The following is a 22,762-nucleotide window of genomic DNA, read 5'->3' as shown; positions in this document are numbered from 1 at the left end:
TCTTCGGGTGGCTGGGCGCTCATCCGCCGTGGCGGCCGGGCAGCAGCGCAAGAAACTCGCGCCGCAGGCTGGGATCGGTCAGGAACACGCCGCGCATCACGCTGCTCACCATGCGCGACCCGTCGTCCTTCGTGCCGCGCCAGTGCATGCAGTAGTGTTCCGCCTCCAGCACGACCGCCAGGCCGTCGGGCGCCATGCGGTCTTCCAGCAAGTCGGCAATCTGCTTGATGGCTTCTTCCTGGATCTGGGGGCGGCTCATGACCCAATCGATCAGCCGGGCATATTTGGACAGCCCGATCAGTTGGGAGTCTTTGCGTGGCATGACGCCGACCCACGCACGCCCCATCACAGGGCAAAGGTGGTGCGAGCAGGCGCTGCGCACGCGCAACGGGCCCACCACCATGAGTTCGTTGAGCCGCTCCGCATTCGGAAATGCCGTCACCTCGGGCGCTTCGACATAGCGCCCGGCAAACACCTCGCGGACAAACATCTTGGCCACGCGGCGAGCCGTCTCCCGACTGTTATGGTCTTGCTCGACATCGATGACCAGCGCGCGCAGCACAGCCTGCAGGCGCTCCTCGACCTCGGCCTGGAGCAGATCGAGCTCGCCGTCGCGCAGGTAGGCGGCGATGTTGTCATTGGCGTGAAAGCGGTGGCCGGCACTCATCAGCCGCTCCCGAATCCGGACAGAAAGCGGCACGCTGCCAGCCGCCCCGGCAAATCCGGGCGGATCTAAAGTCAGTTTCATTGAAGTTGCCTCCGAAAATCGGCGGTGCGCTCACCGCCCATGCCGCCTCAGGCGAGTTGACGAGCGAGGACGATAGGACGCATACGCTACCTATACGCAGCTAACTCGCAGGTGGATTCAGCGTCTCGGCCCGAATGGCGAATTCCATCGCGTCTTCGAGCATCAACCGCGCGCGGTTGGCGACATCCCCAAGATGGCGGTGCAGTTGTTCGTCGAGCGCCGACCGCACCGCGCAGCCGTCGCTGAAACGCTCGAACGCGTCGAGCTGGCGGATCAGCCCGACAAGATGCCGGGGGCACTCGCAGGCAATCGTCTGGGATGCGTTGGCGAAGATTTCCAGCTGGCGGTCCGAAAACCGGCGCGCATTGCGCCGCAACGGTTCGAGCTTTCCGTAGACCGCGTCGACGCGCACGAGCTGCGCCAGCTCTTGCAGGACCTGATCGAGTTCGCCGTGTGCGTTGGGCTCCCGATACAGCCGCACGCCGGCCGCGCGCAGCATGTCGGTGGCGCGAACCGTGCCAAAGCTGTAGATCACGCCCACGGCACTGGCACCCGAACGCCGCGCTGCCGCCAATACAGCTTCCGCCGTCTCCGGATGCAGGGACGCGGCCTCCACGATCAATGCGTCTGCGTGCGGCAACTGCTCAAGCGGGGTCTCACCGTCGAGTGCGGGCAGCGCAATGACAGGCTCGATCCCCAGCGACGCGAGCGTGCTCTTTCTGCGCCGGACACGCTCCGCCAGCAACGCACCACAGACCGCAAGCGAAATTGCCGCGGTGGATGGCACCGGCGCCGACGTTTCAGCGGCCTGGGAGGTTTCCAGCAACTGCTGGAGTTCGGCACTGTCGGCATGCGCAATGGCACCGATCGCGTGCCCCTGATTGACGAGCGAGCGCAGCAGGATCAGGCGCTTGACGTCTTCGCTCGAATACAACCGCTGGCCCGATACCGATTTGGCGGGCGAAATCACGCCATAGCGCTGTTCCCACACGCGGAGCGTGGATACAGGCATCTTGGCCATGCGGGCGGCCGTTCCGCTTCGGTACATCGGGGCCGCGTTGTCTTCGTGTGGCACGTGCGTCTCCATGCAAGAGCTGCTTTGCTGACATGAAACGCTGTGCCGCCAACATCGTCAATGAAATGAAGCGCAAAACGCGCTTCTTGCGCGTGCATGAGTCGGAATTGAGTCGAAATTCCAGGGCGGGCCAACACGTTGCAAAGGCCGCCACATCGGCATGCTCCCGCCGTACCGCTCCGGCGGGAGTCGTTTTCTCGTTACGAAGCGCGAGCCGTCAGCCACTGGTTCGGTTGCAGCGGCGCGCCGACAATCCGCATCTCCCCAAGGCTGCCGAAGAACCCATTGCCCATGCTGCCGCCGTATTGCGCGCAGCCGATCGCCATCTGCTGGGTGCTCGCCACATAGCGGATGCCGTCCATCCCGCTGTTGTTGCGCAGGATGGGGGCGCCTTCCACATACATCGTCGTGCTGCCCTTCCCATCATTGACGATGGCCACGTGCAGCCACTGCCCCGCAGAGACACCGCCCGACCAGCACGCCAGGTTCTCGGTGTTGTCGGTCGGGATGACCTCCCACTGGAACTCCATCAGGTTGGAAAACGCGAACATCGCCATCGTGTCGCCCTGGTCGACATCGCCCGGCCACGACACGCCAGTGGCTGCGCTGCGTGCGCCAAGCCGATAGAGAATGCCCATCCACGCGTTGTTCTGCGCCGTCCAGGCCGAGTCGATCTTCACGAAGGCCTCGATGGTGTAGCCATTGGCAAACGTTTGCACATTCAGCGCCGAAGTGGGGTCTGTCGTGAAATACGAAGACCTCGTCTGGTTGGCGTTCTTGAACTGCAGGCTGCCCGGCGCGGAAGACAGCGGGTGATGGTCTTTCGACCAGACCAGGTCGCCGGGTTGCCCGCCCATCCATGTGTTCAGCGAGATGGGATTCGTGCCCACCGTGGTATCGCCCGGCACGGACACATCCCTGATCTGGAAGCCCGGCTGATACGGAGACAGCGCCTCGCCTTCGGCAGCGGCTGTGTTGTAGAAGCGCCAGTGCGCCAGCGTGTTTGGCACCACCGGGTAGTCGTTCGGCCCGGACGCCGGCTTGCCCGCGTCCTGCGGCGGGTTGTGATAGTTCGCGAGAATCAGCCCCTTAGCGACGTCGGTCAGGCTGCCCGACACCGAGCCGGCTGCGGCCTTGAAGGTGGGATTGAAACCGGCAAAGCGCTTGGCAAAATCGATGTCGATCGAGAAGTGCTGGTTATCTGCCGTCAGCCATGCTGAATCGAACTGATTCAGGCTCGCTTCCGGCTTGACCGGCACCCACGGCGAGAACGAACTGGCGATGATCTTGTTGTTCGTCAGGTCGAATTCGTACAAGCGCATCAGGCCATTGCCGCCCATATACGCCATCTGATAATCGACGACCATGAAGATGACGTCGTTGCCGGCGGCGTTTTTCTTCGTCATCTTGCACGAGCCGTGATAGTGACCGGAAACGGCCATGAAAATCTGATCGTTATTCTTGATCAGCTTGTCCCACAGGTAGTTCGAATACGCCGTATCGGCTGCCGTAACAGCGTCCGGGCCAATGCCCGCAAGCTGGTGGCAAATCAGGATGACCGGAATGCCGGGGTTCTTTGCGATGACCCAGTTGGCCCATGCAATCGCATCGTCCGAAGCGCGCCAAGACATCGACAGCACCAGGAACTGATTCCCTTCCGCCTGGAAGACGTGGTACTCGTGAAAGCCCGAGCCATGGCGGCCGCCGAAGGTTGCCTGCCGTTGTGCACGCGCGGTTGGGAACACCTTCAGATAGGGTTCCACCAGCCCTTGCCGGTGGCTGCCGCCGTCCTGGTATCCGTCGGTGTTATCGAAGCCGGAGACGCCAACGCCCCAGTCAGGCCCCCATTGCATCGACGAGCCGATAGCGCCGACATCGTGGTTGCCCGCGCAAATCGAATAGTTGCAGTTGGCCTTTTCCAGCACCTGCATTGCCTGGCTGGCCAATTCCCACTCTTTGGTCACCGTGCCGTTGCTGAGTTGGCTGTTGCTGAGCAGATCGGTACTCGTGCTCCACGGCGCCGAACCTTCAGAAGTGTAATACCAGGACTGGTCGACAATATCGCCAAGGTGTGTGGTAAATGCCAGTTTCAGCGCCTTTGCATTTTGGGCAATCCATTGCGTTTGCGCCTTGAATGGATTATCGAATTGCGGATTGATGGCTGGATAATTCTTTTGATACAACCCACCCATTTTTGCGGATGCATAGCGCGGATAAAATTGCGTATCCGGCAAGGCCGCCAGCGTAAATGACGACCCCAGCTTCGGCGTCGTCGTTCCGGTGCCCGGATCGCCCGCCCCTGGCGAGGTGCCCGTTGAGCTGGAACCCGTTGAGGCGTCCGGCGAATCCCCGCCACCGCACCCGCTCAGCACGCCCGACAGGCCGACCGCCGTCGAAGCCAGCATCATGCGCAGCAATCGCCGGCGCTTCAGTTCAGGAACCGCAGCCAGATCATCCAGCGTCAGCTGCTGTTGATCGGCCCCACTTTTCATTGACATGGTTCTCTCCGTTACGTTTTAGGCTACCCAGAAGACAAAGCGATTGCCGTCGCAATTCGCAGGGTTGGTCCAACGTTCGAAGGGAAATGAAAGTGACGCCCGAAAAATCGCAATTCTCATCGACACAGATCAACCGTACTGAGCCTCCGAGACAAAACATTCTCAAAAAGACTCAGATAGCGAATGCGTTCGATGCTCTTTTTATTGGCTGCGATTCATGAAATGAATCGGTCACATCGATTGGCACTCGCATGGTAGGAATGATGTGTGACAGGGGCGTTTCTTTAAGTCATGCAGATTCGATCGCGTTTGGATCAAATCGCAATTCAGTGCATAGGAATACCGCGCCTATTTGAATGCGGTGCGCGACGGCCCGATGCCGCACTGCCATGGGCTGCGCCGGCTCGCAGCAGCATCCACAGCGGGCGATAAACGGGCGATCCTTGGTTGCCTCAGCCGTGTTTGCAGGCGATGTCAGCGAGCCCGACGCGACGCTCCGCCGAGCGGGTACATGGCTGCTGCAGCCCCGTGTACCCCGCGGGTGGGGATCGGGAAAACCCGCCCTTGACCACTAATATATCAATCCATAAATTCTGATATATCAAAAGACGTGCCCGGATTCCGCAGCCTCCTGCCGGGTCGACACGTCAAACAAAACTAGACGAGGAGACCCAATGACAGCGCCCTTCCGTAACCGGCGGCGGCAGGCATCTGATGCACGCGCCCCGCACAATCCGTCGCGACGTGCCTTTTTGAGTTACGGCGGTGCCGTCGTAGGCGGGGCGCTGGTGAGCGCCTGTGGCGGCAGCTCCGACGACGCCGCAGCACCAGTTGCCACCACGCCCACGGCGCCCGTGCAGGCAGACCCGATCTGGGGCACGAACGGCCTGGCTACCACCATCATCTCGTCGCTGAAAGGCGTGGCACAGAGTGCATTCCCGGCAGTCGATTTCCAGGTCGAGGCGTACGGCGCACAGCCATGCAGCGTTGTCGCACAAACCAGCCCCTACACCGACCCGACCAAGTCGCCCGTCAGTTCAGGCGCGGGCGCAACACAAGCGCCCGGCGCGTTCGATTCGCGCCCGGCGTTCCTGGCAGCCATTGCGGCATGCAACGCAGCCGGCGGCGGGCGCGTGGTGGTGCCGTCGGGCACGTGGTATTGCGCCGGGCCGATCGTGCTGCAGAGCAACGTCAACTTTCACCTCAGCGCTAACTGCACGATCTACTTCAGCGCCAATCCGGCGGACTATGCCAAGGATGGCCCGATCGACTGCGGCACCAACGGCAAGCTCTACTACAGCCGCTGGCAGGCCGACGATTGCCTGAATTACGGCTCGCCCATCTACGCACGCAACGCCAGCAACATCGCGCTCACGGGCGAAGGCGCGACCTCGGTGCTCAACGGCCAGGCCATGACGCCATTTGCCGGCACGGGCAACACCAGCACGTGCTGGTGGACCTTCAAGGGCACCAACGGCGCCTATGGCTGCGCCAGCTCAAGCACGCCATCGCAGGCTTACAGCAACCCGAACAACGTCGACTTGCAGACCGCGGTGCCGGGCATTCCGAGCGCGCTTTACACGCTGCTCACCAATCCGGCGACGCCCTGGCAGCAAGACCAGAACTACCTGCCCGCGCTGTCCGAAGCCGGCGTTCCGGTCGAGAAGCGCATCTTCGGGCTCGGCCACTACCTGCGTCCGTGCATGGTGGAGTTCATCGGCTGCACCAACGTGCTGATGGAGAACTACCGTACGGTCAACACGCCGTTCTGGCAGCACCATCCGGTGCACTGCACGAACGTGGTCATCCGTGGCGTAACAGTCGACAGCATTGGCCCCAACAACGACGGCTTCGACCCCGACGCCTGCAGCAATGTGCTGTGCGAAAACGTCACGTTCAACACGGGCGACGACTGCATCGCCATCAAGTCGGGCAAGAACCTCGACACCGGCTACGGCCCGGCGCAAGACCACGTCATCCAGAACTGCACGATGAACAGCGGCCACGGCGGCATCACGCTGGGCAGCGAAATGGGCGGCGGCGTACAGAACATCTATGCGCGCAACCTGGCGATGCTCAATCAGTTCTGGGCAACGAACTCGCTGAACATCGCCATCCGCATCAAGACGAACATGAACCGCGGCGGGTTCGTAAAGAACTTCTATGTCACCAACGTCAGCCTGCCCAATGGCGTGAACCTCACGGGTGCCGGCTACGGCAGCAAGATGCTGGCGGGCAGCCCGATCAACAGCACGGTGCCGCTGGGCGTGGTGACGGCGGCCGCAGCCAACCCGTCAGCTTCGCAAGGCGGCCTGATCACGTTCGACTGCGACTACCAGCCTGCAGCCGATGCCATCCGCACGCGGCCAGCCCTGGTGCAGAACGTGAACATCTCCAACGTAACCGCCGGCAACGTCACCACTGTCAGCCTGACGGGCTCATGCTTCCAGGCCATCGTTGCGCAGGGCCCCGTGGCGTTCGACTACAACGGCGCGCTGCCTGTGCCCACCGTTCCGCCCATCACTGGCGTGACGATCTCGAACTGCAACTTCGGCACGCCCACGGCGGCGGGCCCCGCAAGCGCCACCACGCCTGGGCCGATCTACGCCTACAACGTGCACGACATCACGCTGCAGAACGTCGTGATCGGAGGACAGACCTTCAACACCACCGTGACCGACGCCCGCTGAGCAACCCGCCTCCTTCGCGCTCGGCTGGTTCCGCTGGCCGGCGCCTTTTTATTCCGACCCTGCTGCCCATACATCCATCATGAAACGCCCTACCGCAATCGCTCGTACCTCCCTGCTGTTCGCCGCGCTGCTGGCCGCCTTCGCAAGCGGCGCTGCGCACGCGCGCACCTTCCGTGTAGCCGACGTGCACGGCGACACCTACCCCACCAACATGGCCGTCAAGTTCATGGGCGAGGAGATCAAAAAGGCCACCGACGGCAAGGACTCCGTCAAGGTGTTCGGCAACAGCGCACTCGGCTCGGAGAAAGACACCATCGACCAGGTGCGCATTGGCGCGATCGACATGGTGCGTGCCAACGGCGCGGCATTCAACGAGATCGTTCCCGAATCGGTCATTCCTTCGCTGCCCTTCCTGTTCCGCGACATCGACCACTTCCGCAAGGTGATGTACGGCCCGGTCGGCCAGAAGATCCTCGATTCGTTTGCCGCCAAGGGCTTCGTTGCGCTGACGTTCTACGAGAGCGGCGCACGCTCGATCTACGCCAAGAAGGCCATCCACACCCCGGCCGACATGAAGGGCGTGAAGATCCGCGTGCAGCCGTCGGACCTGATGGTCGACGAGATCAAGGCCATGGGCGGCACGCCCACGCCGATGCCGTTCAGCGAGGTCTACACCGGCCTGAAGACGGGCCTGGTGGATGCGGCGGAAAACAACATCCCGTCGTATGAAGAAACCAAGCACTTTGAAGTCGCGCAGATCTACTCCGAAACGCAGCATGCGATGACGCCGGAAGTGCTCGTCTTCTCCAAGAAGATCTGGGACACGCTCACGCCGCAGGAGCAAGCCGCAATCCGCAAGGCAGCTGCCGACTCCGTGCCGTACTACGTCAAGCTCTGGACCGCGCGCGAGCAGGCCGCCACGGCAACCGTGACCAAGGGCAACGCCACCATCGTGCCGGCTTCGCAGGTTGACCGCGCCGCCTTCGTCAAGGCCATGCAGCCGATCTGGACAAAGTACGAGACCACGCCGCAGATGAAGGACATCGTCAACGCGATCGTGGCCACCAAGTAAGCCTGCATCACCGCTCAAGCGCGGGGCCTGCGACTTTCCCGCAGGCCCCGCGCCGGGCAGGCTCCCGATGTACGTCGTTGGTACACCGGCCCCGCCTGCCCACCTCCGATACCGCGTTCCCTCCAGGTTCAGCATGCAATCGATGTCTTTACTCAAGCGCATCAACGATGCGTTTGCGCTCGTGCTCACGCTTGTGGCGGCGTCATGCCTGGCCACGCTGACCGTGCTTGTCTTCTACGGCGTGATCATGCGCTACGTCTTCAACAACGCGCCGGATTTTGTTGAACCCATCGCCCTGCTCATGGTGGTGGTCATTGCCATGTTCGGCGCTGCGCTGAAGGTGCGCGAAGGCGGCCATATCGGCCTGGATTCCTTTGTGGAACGCCTGCCCGCAGGCGGCAAGCGCGCTGCACACGTGCTGCAGAAGCTGTGCCTGATCGCCTTTGCCGTGGTGATCTTCATCGGCTGCTTCGATATGGCCGAAACCACGTTCGGTGACCGTATTCCCATTCTCGGGCTGCCTGAAGCCGTTCGCTATTGGATTCCTATCGTGGCGAGTGTCGCCATCGCCCTGTTCGCTCTCGAACGCCTGGTCGGGCTGTTCGCGCAAGACGCAAGTTAAGTCACCATGGATCTCGCCATTCTCTCCGTCAGTTTTCTGGCGTTTCTCTTGCTGGGCGTACCGGTTTCATTCGCGCTCGGCCTGTCATGCGTGCTGACGTATCTGCACGAAGGCCTGCCGGCGGCCACCGCCATGCAATCGATGATCTCGGGCATGAACGCGTTCTCGTTCCTGGCCGTGCCGTTCTTCATCCTGTCGGGCGAGCTGATGCTGCACGGCGGCATTGCAGACCGCATCCTGCGCTTCGCGCAATCACTGGTGGGGCACTTCCGCGGTGGCCTGGGCATGGCCAACGTGGTGGCCTGCACGCTGTTCGGCGGCGTCTCGGGCTCGCCCACCGCCGACACGTCCGCCATGGGCGGCGTGGTGATTCCGTTGATGAAACGCGAAGGCTACAGCGCGGCCTACGCCGTGAACGTGACCACGCATGCCTCGCTGGCCGGCGCGCTCATGCCGACCTCCACCAACATGATCATCTACGCCTTTGCGGCGCAAGGCATCGTGGGCTCGCTCAACGGCCAGCAGGTGAGCGGCGTGTCGATTGGCGACCTGCTGTTCTCGGGGCTGCTGCCGGTGCTGTGGGTCATGGGCTTCGTGCTAATCGCCGCCTACTGGCAAGCCAAGCGCTACGGTTTCCCGCGCCGCGCCGATGGCTCGACCGAGCTGCCGCCCTTCCCCGGCTGGTTTGCCGTGGCACGTGCCTTTGTGGGCGCAGTACCGGGCCTGATGGTGATCGCGCTGATCCTGGTGTGCGTGGCCATGGGCATTGCCACCGCCACCGAAGCCGCGGCCATCGCAGTCGCCTATTCGCTGTGCCTGACGGTGCTCGTCTATCGCTCCATGACGTGGACCAAGTTCCGCCGTGCGCTGGCCCACGCCGCCAAGACCACGGGCGTGGTGCTGCTGCTGATTGCCGTGTCGAACATGCTGCGCTTCCAGATGGCCTACCTGGAGATTCCGGACGCCATCGAGCAGATGCTCACGCAGACCAGCGCCGCACCGTGGCTGATGCTGCTCTACATCAACGTCCTGCAGGTGTTCCTGGGCACGTTCGTCGACATGGCCGCGCACATCCTGATCACCACGCCGCTGTTCCTGCCCATGGCCATGCATTGCGGCGTCGGCCCGGTGCAGTTCGGGATCATGCTGCTGCTCAACTGCTCGCTGGGTCTGGTGCATCCGCCCATCGGTTCAGTGCAGTTTGTCGGTTGCGCCATCGGCGAAGTCTCCATTGGCGAGACCACCAAGATCGCCTGGCCTTACTACCTCGCCATCTTCACCGCCATCAACGTGGTGACGTACATGCCGTTCTTCTCGACCTGGCTGCCGAGCGTGATCAACGGGCACCCGGTGTACTGAGGCAACCCAACGAATAACCAACATGCAGCCACGGCTGCGACATCAAGGAAGGAGTCATCATGAAGAGCCAAGTAGCAATCGCGGCAGCGATCGCGCTCACAGGAGGCATCGCCGGATCAGCGTACGCGCAGAGCAGCGTCACGCTGTACGGCAACATCGACGTGTCGGTCGGGTATCAGAGCAACCAGACCTCGGTCGGGTCCACGTCGAACGGCCATTCGGTCGTCAAGCAGAACAGCGGCATCTGGTCGGGTAGCCGCTTCGGCTTCAAGGGCAACGAAGACCTGGGCGGCGGCAACAGCGCGCAGTTCGTGCTTGAAGAAGGCTTTAACGGCGACACGGGCTCGCAATCGGTCTCGGGGCTGATGTTCAACCGCCAGGCCTTCGTGGGTCTGGCCAACCGCGAGCTGGGCACCGTCACGCTGGGCCGCCAGTACACGGCGTACTTCTCGATCCTGGCCCCGTACAGCCCGATCAACTGGCTGACCGGCTTCTACGGAGCGCACCCGGGCGATATCGACTCGCTCGACACCAACTACCGCGTCAACAACTCCGTGGTCTATACCTCGCCCACGCTGGGCGGCGTGACCTTCAGCGGCTCCTACGGCATGGGCGAAACGCCTGGCAGCGTGGGCAACGGTTCCACCTGGAGCTTTGCCGCGCGCTATGCCAATGGCCCGGTCGGCGTGGGCGCCGGCTTCATGCGCGTGAACAACTCGACGGTGGGCGGCGGTGCCTGGGGCGCGAACTCAGCGCTGTCCAACAACGGCAGCCAGCCGGCCGTGTCCGCCATCAACGCCGGCTACCAACTGGCGGCGGCGCAACAGCGCTTTGCCGTGCTCGGTTCGTACACGTTCTCGCCGGCATGGGACGTGTCGGTGTCGTACTCCAACGTGCAGTACATCCCGGGTGTGAACTCCAAGTTCGCCAGCGAGGCGATCTTCAATACCGGCGGTGCCGTCCTGCACTACAAGGCCACCCCGACGCTTGACCTGGCCGCCGGCTATTCGTACACGCGCGCCACCAAGGCCAACGGCATTGCGGACGCGGCGACATATCACCAGTTCAACCTGTCGCAGTACTACAGCTTCTCCAAGCGCACGGGCCTGTACCTGCTGGAGGCGTATCAGAAAGCAAAGGGTAAGACGATCTCGCCCACGGGGGGCATCATCGATGCCACGGCGTCCATCGGCGATGGCCAGAACGGCGCGCCTTCGGCAACCGGGTCGCAACTTACCGTGGCTGTCGGCATGATTCACCGGTTCTGACCGGTTTGAGCGCCGGTCACGGCGTCCGCCCGGACGCTGTGACCGGGTTCACCTCAGTTCAAGTGCGCGGAGTTTGCCGCTATCATGGTGCCCGCGCTGCCCTTGGTCTCTGACCGCATCGACACCTCAGGCCGCGCCGTTGCGATCCCTTCCACTTCCCCCCGAACTCGTTGCGAGCTGTATGACTTCGCGCCCTTTCCCCTCGCCCCCTGAGGACGAGGCCACCATGACCGCCGCCCGACGCGTGTATCTGAAGCTGCGTGAGCGGATTGTCGAGATGGAACTGCTACCCGGAACGCGCATCGTCGAGAAGGATCTCGCAGAAGAATTCGGCACCAGCCGTACCCCCGTTCATGAGGCCGTCCAGCGGTTGGCCGAGGAAGGGCTGATCGACGTCCAGGCCCGCGTCGGGACGTTCGTGTCGCGCATTCCGCTCAATACGCTGGAAGAAGCCATGCTCGTGCGCGGCGCGCTGGAAGTCGCCATCATCGAGAAGGCTGCCGAGCGCATGACGCCCGAAGGCATCCACAAGCTGAACGTCGTGCTCGAACGGCAGGCGCAATGCGTTCGAGAGAGCAACCGGCGCGGCTTCTTCCGCACCGACGAAGCCTTTCACGCCACGCTGGCCGAGCTGTCGGGCTACCCCGGCGTCTGGCAGATCATCCTGGAAGTCAAAACGCAGATCGACCGCTACCGGCTGCTGACCCTACCGCTGGAGGGCCGCATGACCGAGGTCCTGGCCGAGCACCGCGCGGTGATCGACGCCCTCGCTTCCAACAATCCGAAACGCGCCGTGCGCGCCATGCGGGAGCACCTGGATCACGTGCTGCCCGTGTTGGAAATTACCCGCCGGCTGCGCCCGGAGTACTTCACCATCTAGCGGGTCCGGGCAAGTGGCCGCTTCAGGCTGGGGCGGCCGCTTGATGCACCGTGTCGGAGCACGGCCTTCGCCAGCCCGCACCGCCGTGACTGGCTCCGGCACAAACATCCCCTCCCCCGGGAATGCACATTCCCGAATCGCCCTGTCGCATGCACCAGTCGTTCGGCCCTGGCGCATTGTTAATCCTTGGTTCACATGCGCAGTGGATCATGTCAGATCAACCCGCTTCCCATGCACCGCCCTCCATGCCGAATTGCACTTCAGTGAACCCTTTGCCGATGACCTTGCCTGCTGCCGCATTGGTACTCAGCCTGGCACTCGCGCTGCCAGCGCTGGCACAAACGAACGCCCTGCGCGTGGCCTCCGATGTAAAGGACATCCGCATCAAGCCGTTGAACGTGCTGCCCAAGGCCACCGGCAGCAAGAGCGACCGAGCTGACTGCCCACAGGTCGTCATGAAGCCGGCATCGGCAGCAGCCAAGCAGGTGGCGGCACAAGGCTGGGCGGTCATGGCCGATGTGCCGCTTGGCTCGGCCTCTTCCGGCACGTATCGCGCCATCAGTTTTGCGGGCCGTCTGGAAGCCGGTACCAGCGCAACCTGCAGCATCACGCAAGGCAACGTGGCCGTGTTCGACAACGACAAGCTCGTCGCGCTGGCCTACGGCAAATCCGCCGAAGACACCGCCATCGGCACCCTCACCGCGCTCGAAGGCGGCGCCGTGCGCGTGTGGGACGGCGACATGGTTGCGTCGCCGGTCGGTGACTTGCGTGTCGACGCTGACGGCACGGTGCGCCTGAGCAAAATTGCCGACGAAGATGCCGTCTGCCATGGCCGCGCCAAGGTACCGGCCATCTACGGCATGCCGATCGACAAGGCCCGCAAGGCACTCGCCTCCAGGGGCTGGAAGCCTGTACGAGGCGGCCCCAACGGCGAGCCGCGCCAGAGCGCCCTGGTCAAGCAGGGTCTGGTAGAAACCGAAAACTGTGCAGGCACGGGCCTCGCCTACTGCGACTTCAGCTACACCGGCCCCGCCGGCAAGCTGACCGTGACCACCGCAGGGGAGGACGACCCGCCGCACGTTGCCGACTACGAGGTCAAATGCCGTTGATCGGCAGCAGCGCGCTCTTCAGGCACCCTCCCGTTACATGTTGTTACACTTTCGTTTGCCAGGTCTGTCGATTCCGCCCACCCTTCATTCGACGTGCAAGTAGAGGCGCGAACATCATGCGTCGCCTCCAAACCCATCGAACTCAAGGAGAAACACCATGCGATTCATGATCCTGCGTCTGGCCGACAAAGACACCGAAGCCGCCGTCATGCCGAGCGAAGAACTGCTCACCGCCATGGGCAAGTACATGGAAGACTTGGCCAAGGCAGGCGTGCTGCTGGGCGGCGAAGGGCTGCACCCCAGCTCGCGCGGCGCACGCGTGGAATTCAAGAATGGCAAGCCGACGGTGATCGATGGCCCGTTTGCGGAAGCCAAGGAGCTGATCGCCGGCTACACAATGTTGCAAGTCAAGTCGGAAGAAGAAGCACTGGAGTGGGTCAAGCGCTGGCCCGCACTGGATGCCGGCGGCAATGTGCGCCTGGAAATCCGCCGCGTGTTTGAAGCGGAAGATTTTGGTGCGGAGTTCACACCCGAAGCCCGCGAGCGCGAAGAACGCCTGCGCGCAGAACTGGCGGCCAAGCAGCAATAAACGGCGCCGTCATGGCCGGTTCAACGCCGGATGCGCTCGCCATTCACCGCACCATCGATGCGGTGTGGCGCATCGAATCGGCCAGGATCATTGCCGGGCTTGCACGCCTGCTGCGCGACGTGGGGCTGGCCGAAGAGCTGGCGCAGGATGCGCTGGTCGCGGCGCTGGAGCAATGGCCAGCATCCGGTATCCCCGACAATCCGGCCGCGTGGCTCACGGCCACCGCCAAACACCGCGCCATTGACCGGCTGCGCCATCACACGCTGGCGGAACACAAGCATGCGCTGCTTGCCATCGAGCTGGAGATCGAACAGGAGCTTGCCCAGGCCGATGCCGAAACAGCGCGCGACGAGGCCATCGGCGACGACCTGCTCCGCCTGGTCTTCATTTCCTGCCATCCGGTGCTGCCACACGAAGGCCGCGTGGCGCTCACACTACGACTGCTCGGCGGGCTGACCACGGACGAGATCGCCCGGGCCTTTCTGGTGCCGGAGCCCACGGTGGCGCAGCGCATCGTGCGGGCAAAGAAGACGCTTGCCGCCGCACACGTGCCGTTCGAGCTGCCCGAGCCCGATGCGTTGCCCGAGCGGCTTTCAGCCGTGCTGCAGGTGATCTATCTCGTCTTCAACGAAGGCTATGCCGCCACCGCGGGTGACGACTGGACGCGTCCCACGCTATGTGAAGAGGCGCAGCGCCTGGGCCGCATCCTGGCCGGGCTTATGCCGGGCGAGCCGGAAGTGCATGGTCTGCTTGCGCTGATGGAGCTTCAGGCCTCGCGCCTGCGTGCACGCGTGGGCCCGGGCGGCCGGCCCATCCTGCTGATGGAACAGGACCGCAGCCGTTGGGACTACCTGCTCATCCGGCGTGGCTTTGCAGCGTTGGCACAAGCGCAAGCCTGCGGGCGGGGGCTCGGCCCGTATGGACTGCAGGCGGCAATTGCGGCATGTCATGCAAGCGCACGCACCGCCGAACAAACCGACTGGACGCGCATTGCTGCGCTGTACGACGCGCTGGCGCAGCTCACGCCGTCGCCCATCGTCGAACTGAACCGCGCCGTGGCGGTGGGCATGGCGTATGGCCCGCAGGCGGGGCTCGAGATTGTCGATACGCTGCTGGCCGAACCGGCACTGCGCAGCTACCACCTGTTGCCCAGCGTGCGCGCCGATTTTCTAGCGCGCCTCAACCGCCCGGAGGAGGCTCGCGTGGAGTACGAACGCGCAGCAGTGCTTGCACACAATCGGCAAGAACGCGCGCTCTTGCTGGAACGCGCAGCCAAGTGCGGCGCACCGGAGTAACGTCGCGGCACGCCGCTTGCTACGCAGATTGGCTTGTCGATAACGCGACGGCGGCGGAACCTTGATCGCGCCGTGGTCGTCCATCCTGCGTGAACCGTTCTTCGTCTTCCCTTCTCAGCATTCAGGCACTGCGGGGCTTTGCCGCGCTGTATGTGGTGGTGTACCACTCCGGGCTCGCCTTGGCCCATGCCGATATCCCTGCCCTTGCGTGGCTGACCACGCATGTAATCAAGCGCGGGCATGTGGGTGTGGATGTGTTCTTCGTCATCAGCGGCTTCATCATTGCGTGGGCCGCCATTCTTGGCCCGAAGGGACCCGAGCCGGCCAGCGAATTTCTCGTCAAGCGTGCGTTCCGGCTTGCGCCGCCTTACTGGCTGATGTCGGTGCTGCATTCCACGTGGCTCAACCCGGTGTCGGCGGGCGTGCTGCTGACCTCGCTCGCGTTTGTGCCGCAGGCGAATGTGGATGCGCCGTACTTCGGGTATCCGGCGCTGTATGTGGGCTGGTCGCTCAACTACGAGGTGTTTTTTTATGCGCTGTGTGCGGTCGGGCTGGCGCTGTTCGGCCGGCGCGCGCTTGGGCTGGTGGCACTGGCGCTATTCACGACCACGATCATCGTGCCGTTCTGGCACAGCGGCGTCGTGCAGCGCAACCCGGAAGCGCTGTACGACTGGGCCACCCCGCTGCAGGCCATGGCAGCCAATCCGCTTGTGCTGGAGTTCCTGCTGGGCGCGGGGCTGGCGTGGCTGTATGCGGCAAATCGGCATCGTCTCACGCCGGCCTACGCGCGGGTGTTGATGGCGATAGGCGTGGCGACGTTCGTGATATCGGTCGTTGGCCCTGTTCCCAAGTTCGATCTGCTCGCCCGGGGGCTGCCCGCAGGCGCATTGTTGATCGGCATGGTGGCGATGGAGCACTGCGGCGAGCTTCGCGTGCCGCGCGTCGCTGTCTGGCTGGGTGAGCTGTCGTACGCGCTCTACCTCGTGCACCCGAGCGTGATTGAAGCCACGCACCGCCTGGTGGGCAGGCTGGCGCCCGAATGGATCGGCACCCAGTTGATGCTGTTTGCCGTCAATCTTGCATTCACGCTGGTGTTGGCCATGCTGCTGCATCGCTATGTGGAGCTACCGTCCATTGCCATGGGCCGCCGCGCCATCGGCTGGATGCGCAACCGTCGGCACGCCTCGCGTACGCGCCTGGGTCAACAGGAATCTTGAGCAGCGACGCCTCTGCGCCGCCTGCGGTGCGTGACGCGATGCCGCTGCCGATGCCGCTGCCTGCTCTCCTCAAGCTGTCACGCTGAACATCAACGCCTGGATCTTGCCGTCGACCGGGCCCGCGCCGAACTGGGCCGTCAATGCATCGGTACATACCTCGGTGGCATCGGTCAGTGCATCGGGGCCGAATGCCTCCAGTTCGCCTCGCACCGGCGTACCCTGGCAGTAGGCGATGGCCACCACGCGTGCCGTATCTGCCCGGCTGCGCGCTGGGACAACGTCGTACATGACCTCTGCGGTAAAACCGCCCGCGCGGGCATCGGCTTGAATAGGCACCGGGTCGTAATGACCATGCGGCGTACGCGCCAGAAACATCGGCGGATTTTCGGGAAAGCGTTTCGCCAGCGCCTTCGTCACCACATTTGCAAAGTCGTTGTCTTCAATCCGGCCCCACACGCTCAAGAGCAGCCTGCCGCCTGGTGTCAGCACACGCCGCGCTTCAGCAAAGGCCCTGGGCCGGTCGGGGAAGAACATCGCGCCAAACTGGCAGATCACCACATCGAAAGAGCCATCGGCAAACGGCAGTTGCTGGGCGTCGGCCTGCTGCCATGTCACGGGCCGGTCTGTGCCCACGGCGGCCGCGCGATCGAGCATCGGCGAGTTCAGGTCGGTCGCGACAATCTCGGTGGTCGCAGGCAACGCACGCGCCAGTGCGCGCGTCACGGCTCCGGTACCTGCCGCAACTTCCAGTACGCGCTGCGGCTGACATGCCGCCGCCCGTGCAGCCATGTCCACCGCATAGGGCTCGAAGATCAACGGGACCAGCAGCGTGTCATACAGCTCGGGAATGGAGCCAGAGAAGACCTGATCGGTGCCATGCGCAGCCATCGTTCACCACCTTTGCCCGAGGAAGGGTCGAGCATGAATCGTTATAGCCCGGAACCGCGCAGCGGGCACTCCGCCAAGTCGACTAGAGGACATGCCCGCCGAGGCATGAAGGGCCGTCAAGGCGCGGGATTACCCACGTTTTCTGGTGGCCGTCCCTGCCTGACGCGGCACGCGCCCCAACGCCGGCTTGAGCACCGGTGCGTGGTCGCCGAGAAATTCCCACAGCCGATTGGCGACCGGCCCGTGCGGCTGATCCCGCCGTCGCGCAACCGCCAGCTCCTGCACCATGCCAGGAAAATGCCGCCCCGCAATCGATAGCAATGTCCCTTCGCGCAATTCCGCATCGATCAGGAAACGCGGCAGATGCCCCCACGCCATGCCGTGGAGGATCAACTCTTTCTTCATCAACTGATCGGGCACGGCGCACTGCGGTGCCCCTTCGATGACGTAGTGGGATTGCTCCGGCGGGTTCCGCGCGGAATCGTTGATGACGCACTGCATGAAGCGCTGCATCTGCTGTGGCGTAATGGATGACGTGACGGGGAACGGCAGAAAGCCCGGGGCCACCACCGGCACCATGGCGATCTTGCCCAGGTCGATCCATTCCATGCGCACATCGCCCTTTGGTACGCGGTGGACGATCAGGTCGGTGTCGTCTTCCAGCAAGCGTTCCCACGGCCCGGTGACGGCTTCAAACTGCAATTGCAGGCGCGTCTGCGGGCACTGGCCGAAGAACTGGCTGAGCAGTGCCAAAACGGGCTGCAGCGGGCACAGGTCACCCAGCACCACGCGCAATTCGGCTTCCTCGCCCATCGCCAGCTGCTTTGCGTGGGTTCGCAGTTCATCGCTCTCACGCAGCACGGACTGCACCTTGCGATGAAACGATCGCCCCGCCTCCGTCAAGCGCACGCGATAGCCGCTGCGATCCAGCAGGCTCAAGCCCAGTTGCCCCTCCAGCTTGGCGACCGCCGCAAACACGGAAGGGTGCGAGCGGTGCAGCCGATCGGCGGCCGCCTGAAAGCTGCCGCCGGCGACCACCGCGTCGAAGCACTGCAGCTCGTGAAGCGTGAAGTTCTGCATTGTCGGCAAAATCTACAAAGTTCGTCGTAACTTCATAGTATCCACGAATCACCTCGGCTTCTAGGATGACGACATCCAATCGTTTCAACCGTCTTTCTCAGGAGCCCATCATGACCACCCGCAACGACCTTTCCTTCATCACCACCGGTGACGGCACGCGCATCGCCTATCGCTTCGACGGCGCGGCGGACAAGCCCGTCCTGCTGCTGTCCAACTCCATCGGCACCGATCTCCATATGTGGGACGTGACCGTGCCGCGCCTAGCCGATCACTTTCATGTGCTGCGCTACGACGCGCGCGGCCATGGCGCTTCGGATGCCCCCACTGGTGCCTACTCGATGGATCGGCTTGGGCGTGACGTCGTGGAGCTGCTCGATGCGCTGGGCATCCAGCGCGTGCACATGCTGGGGCTGTCGCTGGGCGGCATCGTGGCGCAGTGGCTGGCGATTCATGTGCCGGAGCGCATCGATCGGCTGATCCTATCCAACACCGCCGCGCACATCGGACCGACGCAGTATTTCGACCAGGCCATTGCAGAGCTTCGGCAGGCGCCCGACATGCAGGCAACGGCCGAAACGTTTCTGCGCAACTGGTTTCCGGCACGCATGCTGGAGGCACGCGACCCGGCCGTTGAACCATTCCGCCGCACGCTGCTGGCGACGCCGCGCGAGGGCATCATCGGCGGGTGGACAGCGGTGCGCGATGCCGACCTGCGCCGCACGATCACGCTGATCACGCATCCGACGCTCGTCATTGCCGGCCAGCACGACACCGTGACGTCCGCCTGCCACGGCGAGGAAATTGCCGCCGCCATTCCGGGGGCGCAACTGCACATGCTGGACACCGTGCATCTTGCCAACGTGGAGCAGCCGGATGCATTCATGAACGCTGTGCTGGATTTCCTGGCCGTGCGCGAAACGGCTTGATGCGTGGACGATGCATCGACACGGCATCGACACGCGGCAACCCAGCCGGTTAACATGGCGGCCATCCAACCGATGTGCCGCCAGCCATGTCCCGCGTCAAGAACGAAGACGAATTCGAACTGCGCCGCGAAAGCGTGCTCGACACCGCCGCCGAGGCCTTTGCGGCCGACAGCTATCCGAGCGTGTCGATGAACCAGCTTGCCGCTGCGTGCGGCGGCTCCAAATCGCGCCTGTATCACTACTACGAAGGCAAGGAAGCCATCCTGTTCGACCTGCTGGACCGCTACACGCGCCGGCTGGCCGATCTGGTTGAACGCGCCGAGAGCGACGCGCGGCACGCCAAGCTTTCGGCGCGCGCCACGCTGCATCTGCTGGTCCGTACGTTCCTGGCCGAATACGCTACGTCGCGCACCCGGCATGTTGCTTTGCTCAATGACGTGAAATACCTGGCGCCGGAGCAGCGCGACATCGTGCTCGCGCGCGAGCGGGACGTAGTGGCGGCCGTGGGCCGGCAACTTGGCGCGGCCTACCCGGACAAAGTGGATGAAGCCAACCGCACGCCCATCACGATGATGCTGTTCGGCATGATGAACTGGACGTTCACCTGGCTCAAACCTGACGGGCCACTCTCGTACGAGGGCTATGCGGAAATGGTGATCGACATGCTGGAAAACGGGCTGAGCGGCCCAGGCGGCAGAAAAGGCTGACGTTCAACGCTCGTCATAGCTGACCACCACGCGCTGCGTGAGCGGGCGCGCCTGGCAGGTCAGCACAAACCCCTGCTGGATTTCCCAGTCTTCCAGTGTGAAGTTCTTGTCCATCTCCACACGGCCTTCCAGCACCTTGGCACGGCACGTACAGCACACACCGCCCTTGCACGCATAGGGCAGATCGAGCCCCGCGTTCAACGCACTGTCGAGCACCTTGGCATCCCCCGCCATGGGCACTTCGTGCGATTTGCCGTCGAGCACCACAGTCAGCGCGACATCGCCAGCCATGGCGGCGTGTTTGCGCGGCCTGGCCGCCGCCGACGCATCGCCCACCGGCACACCAAAGCGCTCTGCATGCACGCGCTCGCGCGGTACACCGCGCTCAAGCAGCGCCGCTTCCACCGCGTCGATCATCGTCGACGGGCCACAGATGAAGGCGGCATCAATATCCTCGGGCGGGATCAGCGTATCCAGAAAAGCGCGCGCCTTCGCACCGTCCAGCCGCCCGTTGAACAGCGCGATCTCTTGCGCCTGCCGCGACAACACGTGATACAGCGCGAAGCGATCGAGGTAGCGGTCTTTCAAATCTTCGAGCGCTTCGCCAAAAATGATGCTGTCGACGCTGCGGTTGCCGTAGACAAGCGTGAAGCGGCTCTGCGGCTCGGCCGCCAGCGTCGTCTTGATCAGCGACAGGATGGGCGTGATGCCGCTGCCAGCCGCAAAGGCCACATAGTGACGCGCGCTTTCGGCTGCCAGCGGTACGTAGAAGCGGCCGTCAGGCGGCAACACATCGAGCGTCTGGCCCACGCGGATACGGTCGTGCAGGTGATTGGAGAAGACCCCCGCATCGACACGCTTGACCGCCACACGCAACTCGCCGTGCGCGTCGTAGTCCTGCACGGCGCAGCAGATGGAATACGAGCGCCGCAGTTCTTCCTGTCCGGGCAGTTGGCCAGACGGCACGCGCAGCGTCAGAAACTGGCCTTGCGTAAAGCGGTATGCGTTACGCAGATCGTTCGGCACGTCAAAGCGCACCGAAATCGTATCGGCCGTCTCGCCGCGCACTTCGGCAACACGCAAGGGGTGGAATTGCGGAGTCATGGCGATCGGGCTCGGTGGGGCTTAGTAGGGCTTAGTAAGGCTTGAAATAGTCGAACGGCTCGCGACAGGCGCGGCAGCGGTAGAGCGCCTTGCAAGCTGTCGAACCGAAGGCGGAGATGAGCACCGTATCGTGCGATCCGCATTGCGGGCAGGCGATATGCTCGGCCTGCATTGGGCGCGTGAGACGAATCGGGCGGGTGCCATCTACTTCGGCCACATGTGCCGGCGGTGCAATACCAAAGGCGCGCAGCTTGCGGCGCCCTTCGGCAGTGATCCAATCCGTTGTCCATGCCGGCGACAGCACCGAACGCACGCGATACGCACCCACGTCTGCCGCCTGCAACGCGCGGCTCACATCATCGGCAATCTGCTCCATGGCCGGGCAACCGGAATACGTGGGCGTGATCGTTGCCACCAGTGTGCCGGCTTCGTCGAGCTGCACATCGCGCAGGATGCCAAGCTCGGCGAGCGTGACCACGGGAATCTCCGGATCGGTCACGGCGTCCAGCGCGATACGGGCGCGGTCCAACCGCTCGCTTACCACGATGCCCCCGGATACTGGCGCGCCAGTCCCTGCATCTCGGCCAGCAGATAACCCATATGCTCGGAATGCACGCCGTGCTTGCCGGTGCTGACATACGGACCAGCCTCTGGCCAACGCAGCGTGGCCTCGCCCAATGCGTCGCGCACCGTGGCTTCCCATGCGCCGCGCAGGTCTGCCGGATGCACGCAGATGCCGGCCTCGGCCACGGCAGTTTCAACGTCATCCGCAGCGAAGTATTCGTTGGTGTACGGCATCAGCCAATCGAGCGCGGCTTGGGCCCGCGCATGCGATTCGTCGGTGCCATCACCGAAGCGCACGAGCCAGTCGCGCGTATGGGCGAGGTGGTAACGCATCTCCTTCACCGATTTGGCGGCAATGGCGGCCAGTTCGGTATCGGTCGAACGCGTCAGCGCCTCCCACAGCGGCACCATCAATGCGGCGTACAGGAAGTGGCGGACGATGGTGACGGCGTAGTCGCGCGCGGTTGCGGAGGTCGCCACCATTGGCCCCGCATGCGGCAGCTCGAGCAGCGTGTAATTGCGGAAAGCAGGCTCCGCACGCCAGTAGGCGTAGTCATCCTCGGTGCGCGGCGTACCGGTGAGCGTGCCTTCAATCTGCCCCGCGTGCGTGTAGAGCAACCGCGCCTGCCCGATCAGGTCAAGACTCAGGTTGGACAGCGCGATGTCTTCTTCCAGCACCGGACCATGGCCAGTCCATTCCGCGTTGCGCTGGCCGAGGATGAGCGCGTTGTCGGCCAGACGAAGGATGTATTGCAGATGCGCGTCGGAAGTCATCACCGCGGCTCACATGTGATTGACTTCATCGGGCAGCCGATAGAACGTCGGGTGCCGATAGATCTTGTCGGCCATCGGGTCGAAGAGCATCGGCTTGTCGTCAGGTTCGCTGGCGGTGATGGCGGCCGATGGCACAACCCAGATCGAGACGCCTTCCTGCCGGCGCGTATACACATCGCGCGCCATCTGCAGCGCCTGCTTGGCGTCCACCGCGTGCAGGCTGCCGCAGTGCTTGTGCTCCAGACCCTGCTTGCTGCGGATGAACACTTCCCACAGCGGCCATTCGTGTTGATGCAT

21 protein-coding genes are annotated in these 22,762 nt (G+C 63.6%); 12 read left to right on the top strand and 9 right to left on the bottom strand.

The features are described from left to right. Nucleotides 1-19: 19 nt before the first annotated feature. The 3 genes from folE to M1D44_RS19425 all read right to left on the bottom strand — a co-directional run bounded on the left by folE (nt 20) and on the right by M1D44_RS19425 (nt 4,321). Nucleotides 20-748 carry a GTP cyclohydrolase I gene (folE, locus tag M1D44_RS19435; RefSeq protein ID WP_024979298.1) on the bottom strand — a complete coding sequence of 243 codons (729 nt, stop codon included), beginning with the start codon at nt 746-748 and terminating at the stop codon, nt 20-22. A 100-nt stretch (nt 749-848) separates the two neighbouring features. Then, on the bottom strand, nt 849-1,823 hold the full coding sequence (locus M1D44_RS19430; protein ID WP_235193276.1) for a MerR family transcriptional regulator: 975 nt from the start codon (nt 1,821-1,823) through the stop codon (nt 849-851). Between the two features lie 200 nt (nt 1,824-2,023). Then, nucleotides 2,024-4,321 (bottom strand): LamG-like jellyroll fold domain-containing protein, encoded by a 2,298-nt coding sequence (locus M1D44_RS19425; protein WP_316853672.1) that lies wholly within the window; start codon nt 4,319-4,321, stop codon nt 2,024-2,026. 674 nt (nt 4,322-4,995) lie between these two features. Between M1D44_RS19425 and M1D44_RS19420 the strand changes: the two genes are divergently transcribed. The 10 genes from M1D44_RS19420 (at nt 4,996) to M1D44_RS19375 (ending at nt 16,422) form a co-directional block, all read left to right on the top strand. Further along, nucleotides 4,996-7,011, top strand: coding sequence for a glycoside hydrolase family 28 protein (locus M1D44_RS19420; RefSeq protein WP_316853671.1), 2,016 nt, complete (start codon nt 4,996-4,998; stop codon nt 7,009-7,011). 79 nt (nt 7,012-7,090) lie between these two features. Beyond that, nucleotides 7,091-8,083: a TRAP transporter substrate-binding protein gene (locus M1D44_RS19415; RefSeq protein WP_112187529.1), complete on the top strand. Its 993-nt coding sequence runs from the start codon at nt 7,091-7,093 to the stop codon at nt 8,081-8,083. Nucleotides 8,084-8,216: 133 nt separating this feature from the next. Next, nucleotides 8,217-8,705, top strand: coding sequence for a TRAP transporter small permease (locus M1D44_RS19410; protein WP_037032478.1), 489 nt, complete (start codon nt 8,217-8,219; stop codon nt 8,703-8,705). A gap of 6 nt (nt 8,706-8,711) precedes the next feature. Then, nucleotides 8,712-10,064 carry a TRAP transporter large permease gene (locus M1D44_RS19405; RefSeq protein WP_024979304.1) on the top strand — a complete coding sequence of 451 codons (1,353 nt, stop codon included), beginning with the start codon at nt 8,712-8,714 and terminating at the stop codon, nt 10,062-10,064. A 59-nt stretch (nt 10,065-10,123) separates the two neighbouring features. After that, nucleotides 10,124-11,332 (top strand): porin, encoded by a 1,209-nt coding sequence (locus M1D44_RS19400; protein WP_024979305.1) that lies wholly within the window; start codon nt 10,124-10,126, stop codon nt 11,330-11,332. 226 nt (nt 11,333-11,558) lie between these two features. After that, nucleotides 11,559-12,212, top strand: a complete 654-nt coding sequence (locus M1D44_RS19395; protein WP_024979306.1) for a GntR family transcriptional regulator — start codon at nt 11,559-11,561, stop codon at nt 12,210-12,212. Nucleotides 12,213-12,490: 278 nt separating this feature from the next. Continuing rightward, nucleotides 12,491-13,321, top strand: coding sequence for a hypothetical protein (locus M1D44_RS19390; protein ID WP_316853670.1), 831 nt, complete (start codon nt 12,491-12,493; stop codon nt 13,319-13,321). A 157-nt stretch (nt 13,322-13,478) separates the two neighbouring features. Further along, a complete protein-coding gene (locus tag M1D44_RS19385; protein WP_024979308.1) occupies nt 13,479-13,910 on the top strand; it encodes a YciI family protein in 432 nt (143 codons plus the stop codon). A gap of 11 nt (nt 13,911-13,921) precedes the next feature. After that, nucleotides 13,922-15,205 (top strand): RNA polymerase sigma factor, encoded by a 1,284-nt coding sequence (locus M1D44_RS19380; RefSeq protein WP_024979309.1) that lies wholly within the window; start codon nt 13,922-13,924, stop codon nt 15,203-15,205. Nucleotides 15,206-15,294: 89 nt separating this feature from the next. Next, nucleotides 15,295-16,422 (top strand): acyltransferase family protein, encoded by a 1,128-nt coding sequence (locus M1D44_RS19375; protein WP_316853669.1) that lies wholly within the window; start codon nt 15,295-15,297, stop codon nt 16,420-16,422. Nucleotides 16,423-16,491: 69 nt separating this feature from the next. Here M1D44_RS19375 and M1D44_RS19370 read toward each other — a convergent pair whose 3' ends face one another. Next, entirely contained in the window at nt 16,492-17,310 is an 819-nt protein-coding gene (locus M1D44_RS19370) for a class I SAM-dependent methyltransferase (protein WP_316853668.1), read from the bottom strand. A 129-nt stretch (nt 17,311-17,439) separates the two neighbouring features. Continuing rightward, on the bottom strand, nt 17,440-18,390 hold the full coding sequence (locus M1D44_RS19365; protein ID WP_316853667.1) for a LysR family transcriptional regulator: 951 nt from the start codon (nt 18,388-18,390) through the stop codon (nt 17,440-17,442). A gap of 110 nt (nt 18,391-18,500) precedes the next feature. Between M1D44_RS19365 and pcaD the strand changes: the two genes are divergently transcribed. Beyond that, nucleotides 18,501-19,316, top strand: coding sequence for a 3-oxoadipate enol-lactonase (gene pcaD / locus M1D44_RS19360; protein WP_316853666.1), 816 nt, complete (start codon nt 18,501-18,503; stop codon nt 19,314-19,316). An 86-nt stretch (nt 19,317-19,402) separates the two neighbouring features. Next, the gene (locus tag M1D44_RS19355) at nt 19,403-20,023 is read left to right on the top strand and encodes a TetR/AcrR family transcriptional regulator (RefSeq protein WP_112187514.1); all 621 of its coding nucleotides are present in this window, start codon (nt 19,403-19,405) and stop codon (nt 20,021-20,023) included. Nucleotides 20,024-20,026: 3 nt separating this feature from the next. Here M1D44_RS19355 and paaE read toward each other — a convergent pair whose 3' ends face one another. From paaE to paaB, 4 genes are read right to left on the bottom strand one after another with little or no spacing between them, the layout of a single operon-like run. After that, nucleotides 20,027-21,127, bottom strand: coding sequence for a 1,2-phenylacetyl-CoA epoxidase subunit PaaE (gene paaE, locus M1D44_RS19350; protein WP_112187512.1), 1,101 nt, complete (start codon nt 21,125-21,127; stop codon nt 20,027-20,029). 31 nt (nt 21,128-21,158) lie between these two features. Continuing rightward, on the bottom strand, nt 21,159-21,671 hold the full coding sequence (gene paaD, locus M1D44_RS19345) for a 1,2-phenylacetyl-CoA epoxidase subunit PaaD (protein WP_200869071.1): 513 nt from the start codon (nt 21,669-21,671) through the stop codon (nt 21,159-21,161). Then, complete coding sequence (paaC, locus tag M1D44_RS19340) at nt 21,665-22,465, bottom strand: 1,2-phenylacetyl-CoA epoxidase subunit PaaC (protein ID WP_316684921.1); 801 nt, start codon at nt 22,463-22,465, stop codon at nt 21,665-21,667. Before paaC ends, paaD begins: the two co-directional genes overlap by 7 nt. A gap of 9 nt (nt 22,466-22,474) precedes the next feature. Further along, nucleotides 22,475-22,762: a 1,2-phenylacetyl-CoA epoxidase subunit PaaB gene (gene paaB, locus M1D44_RS19335; protein WP_004635034.1), complete on the bottom strand. Its 288-nt coding sequence runs from the start codon at nt 22,760-22,762 to the stop codon at nt 22,475-22,477.

It is taken from the genome of Ralstonia sp. SA306 (genome assembly GCF_054792405.1).
Note: the sequence above shows the minus strand (reverse complement) of the source record. Positions and strands in the feature narration are given on the sequence as shown.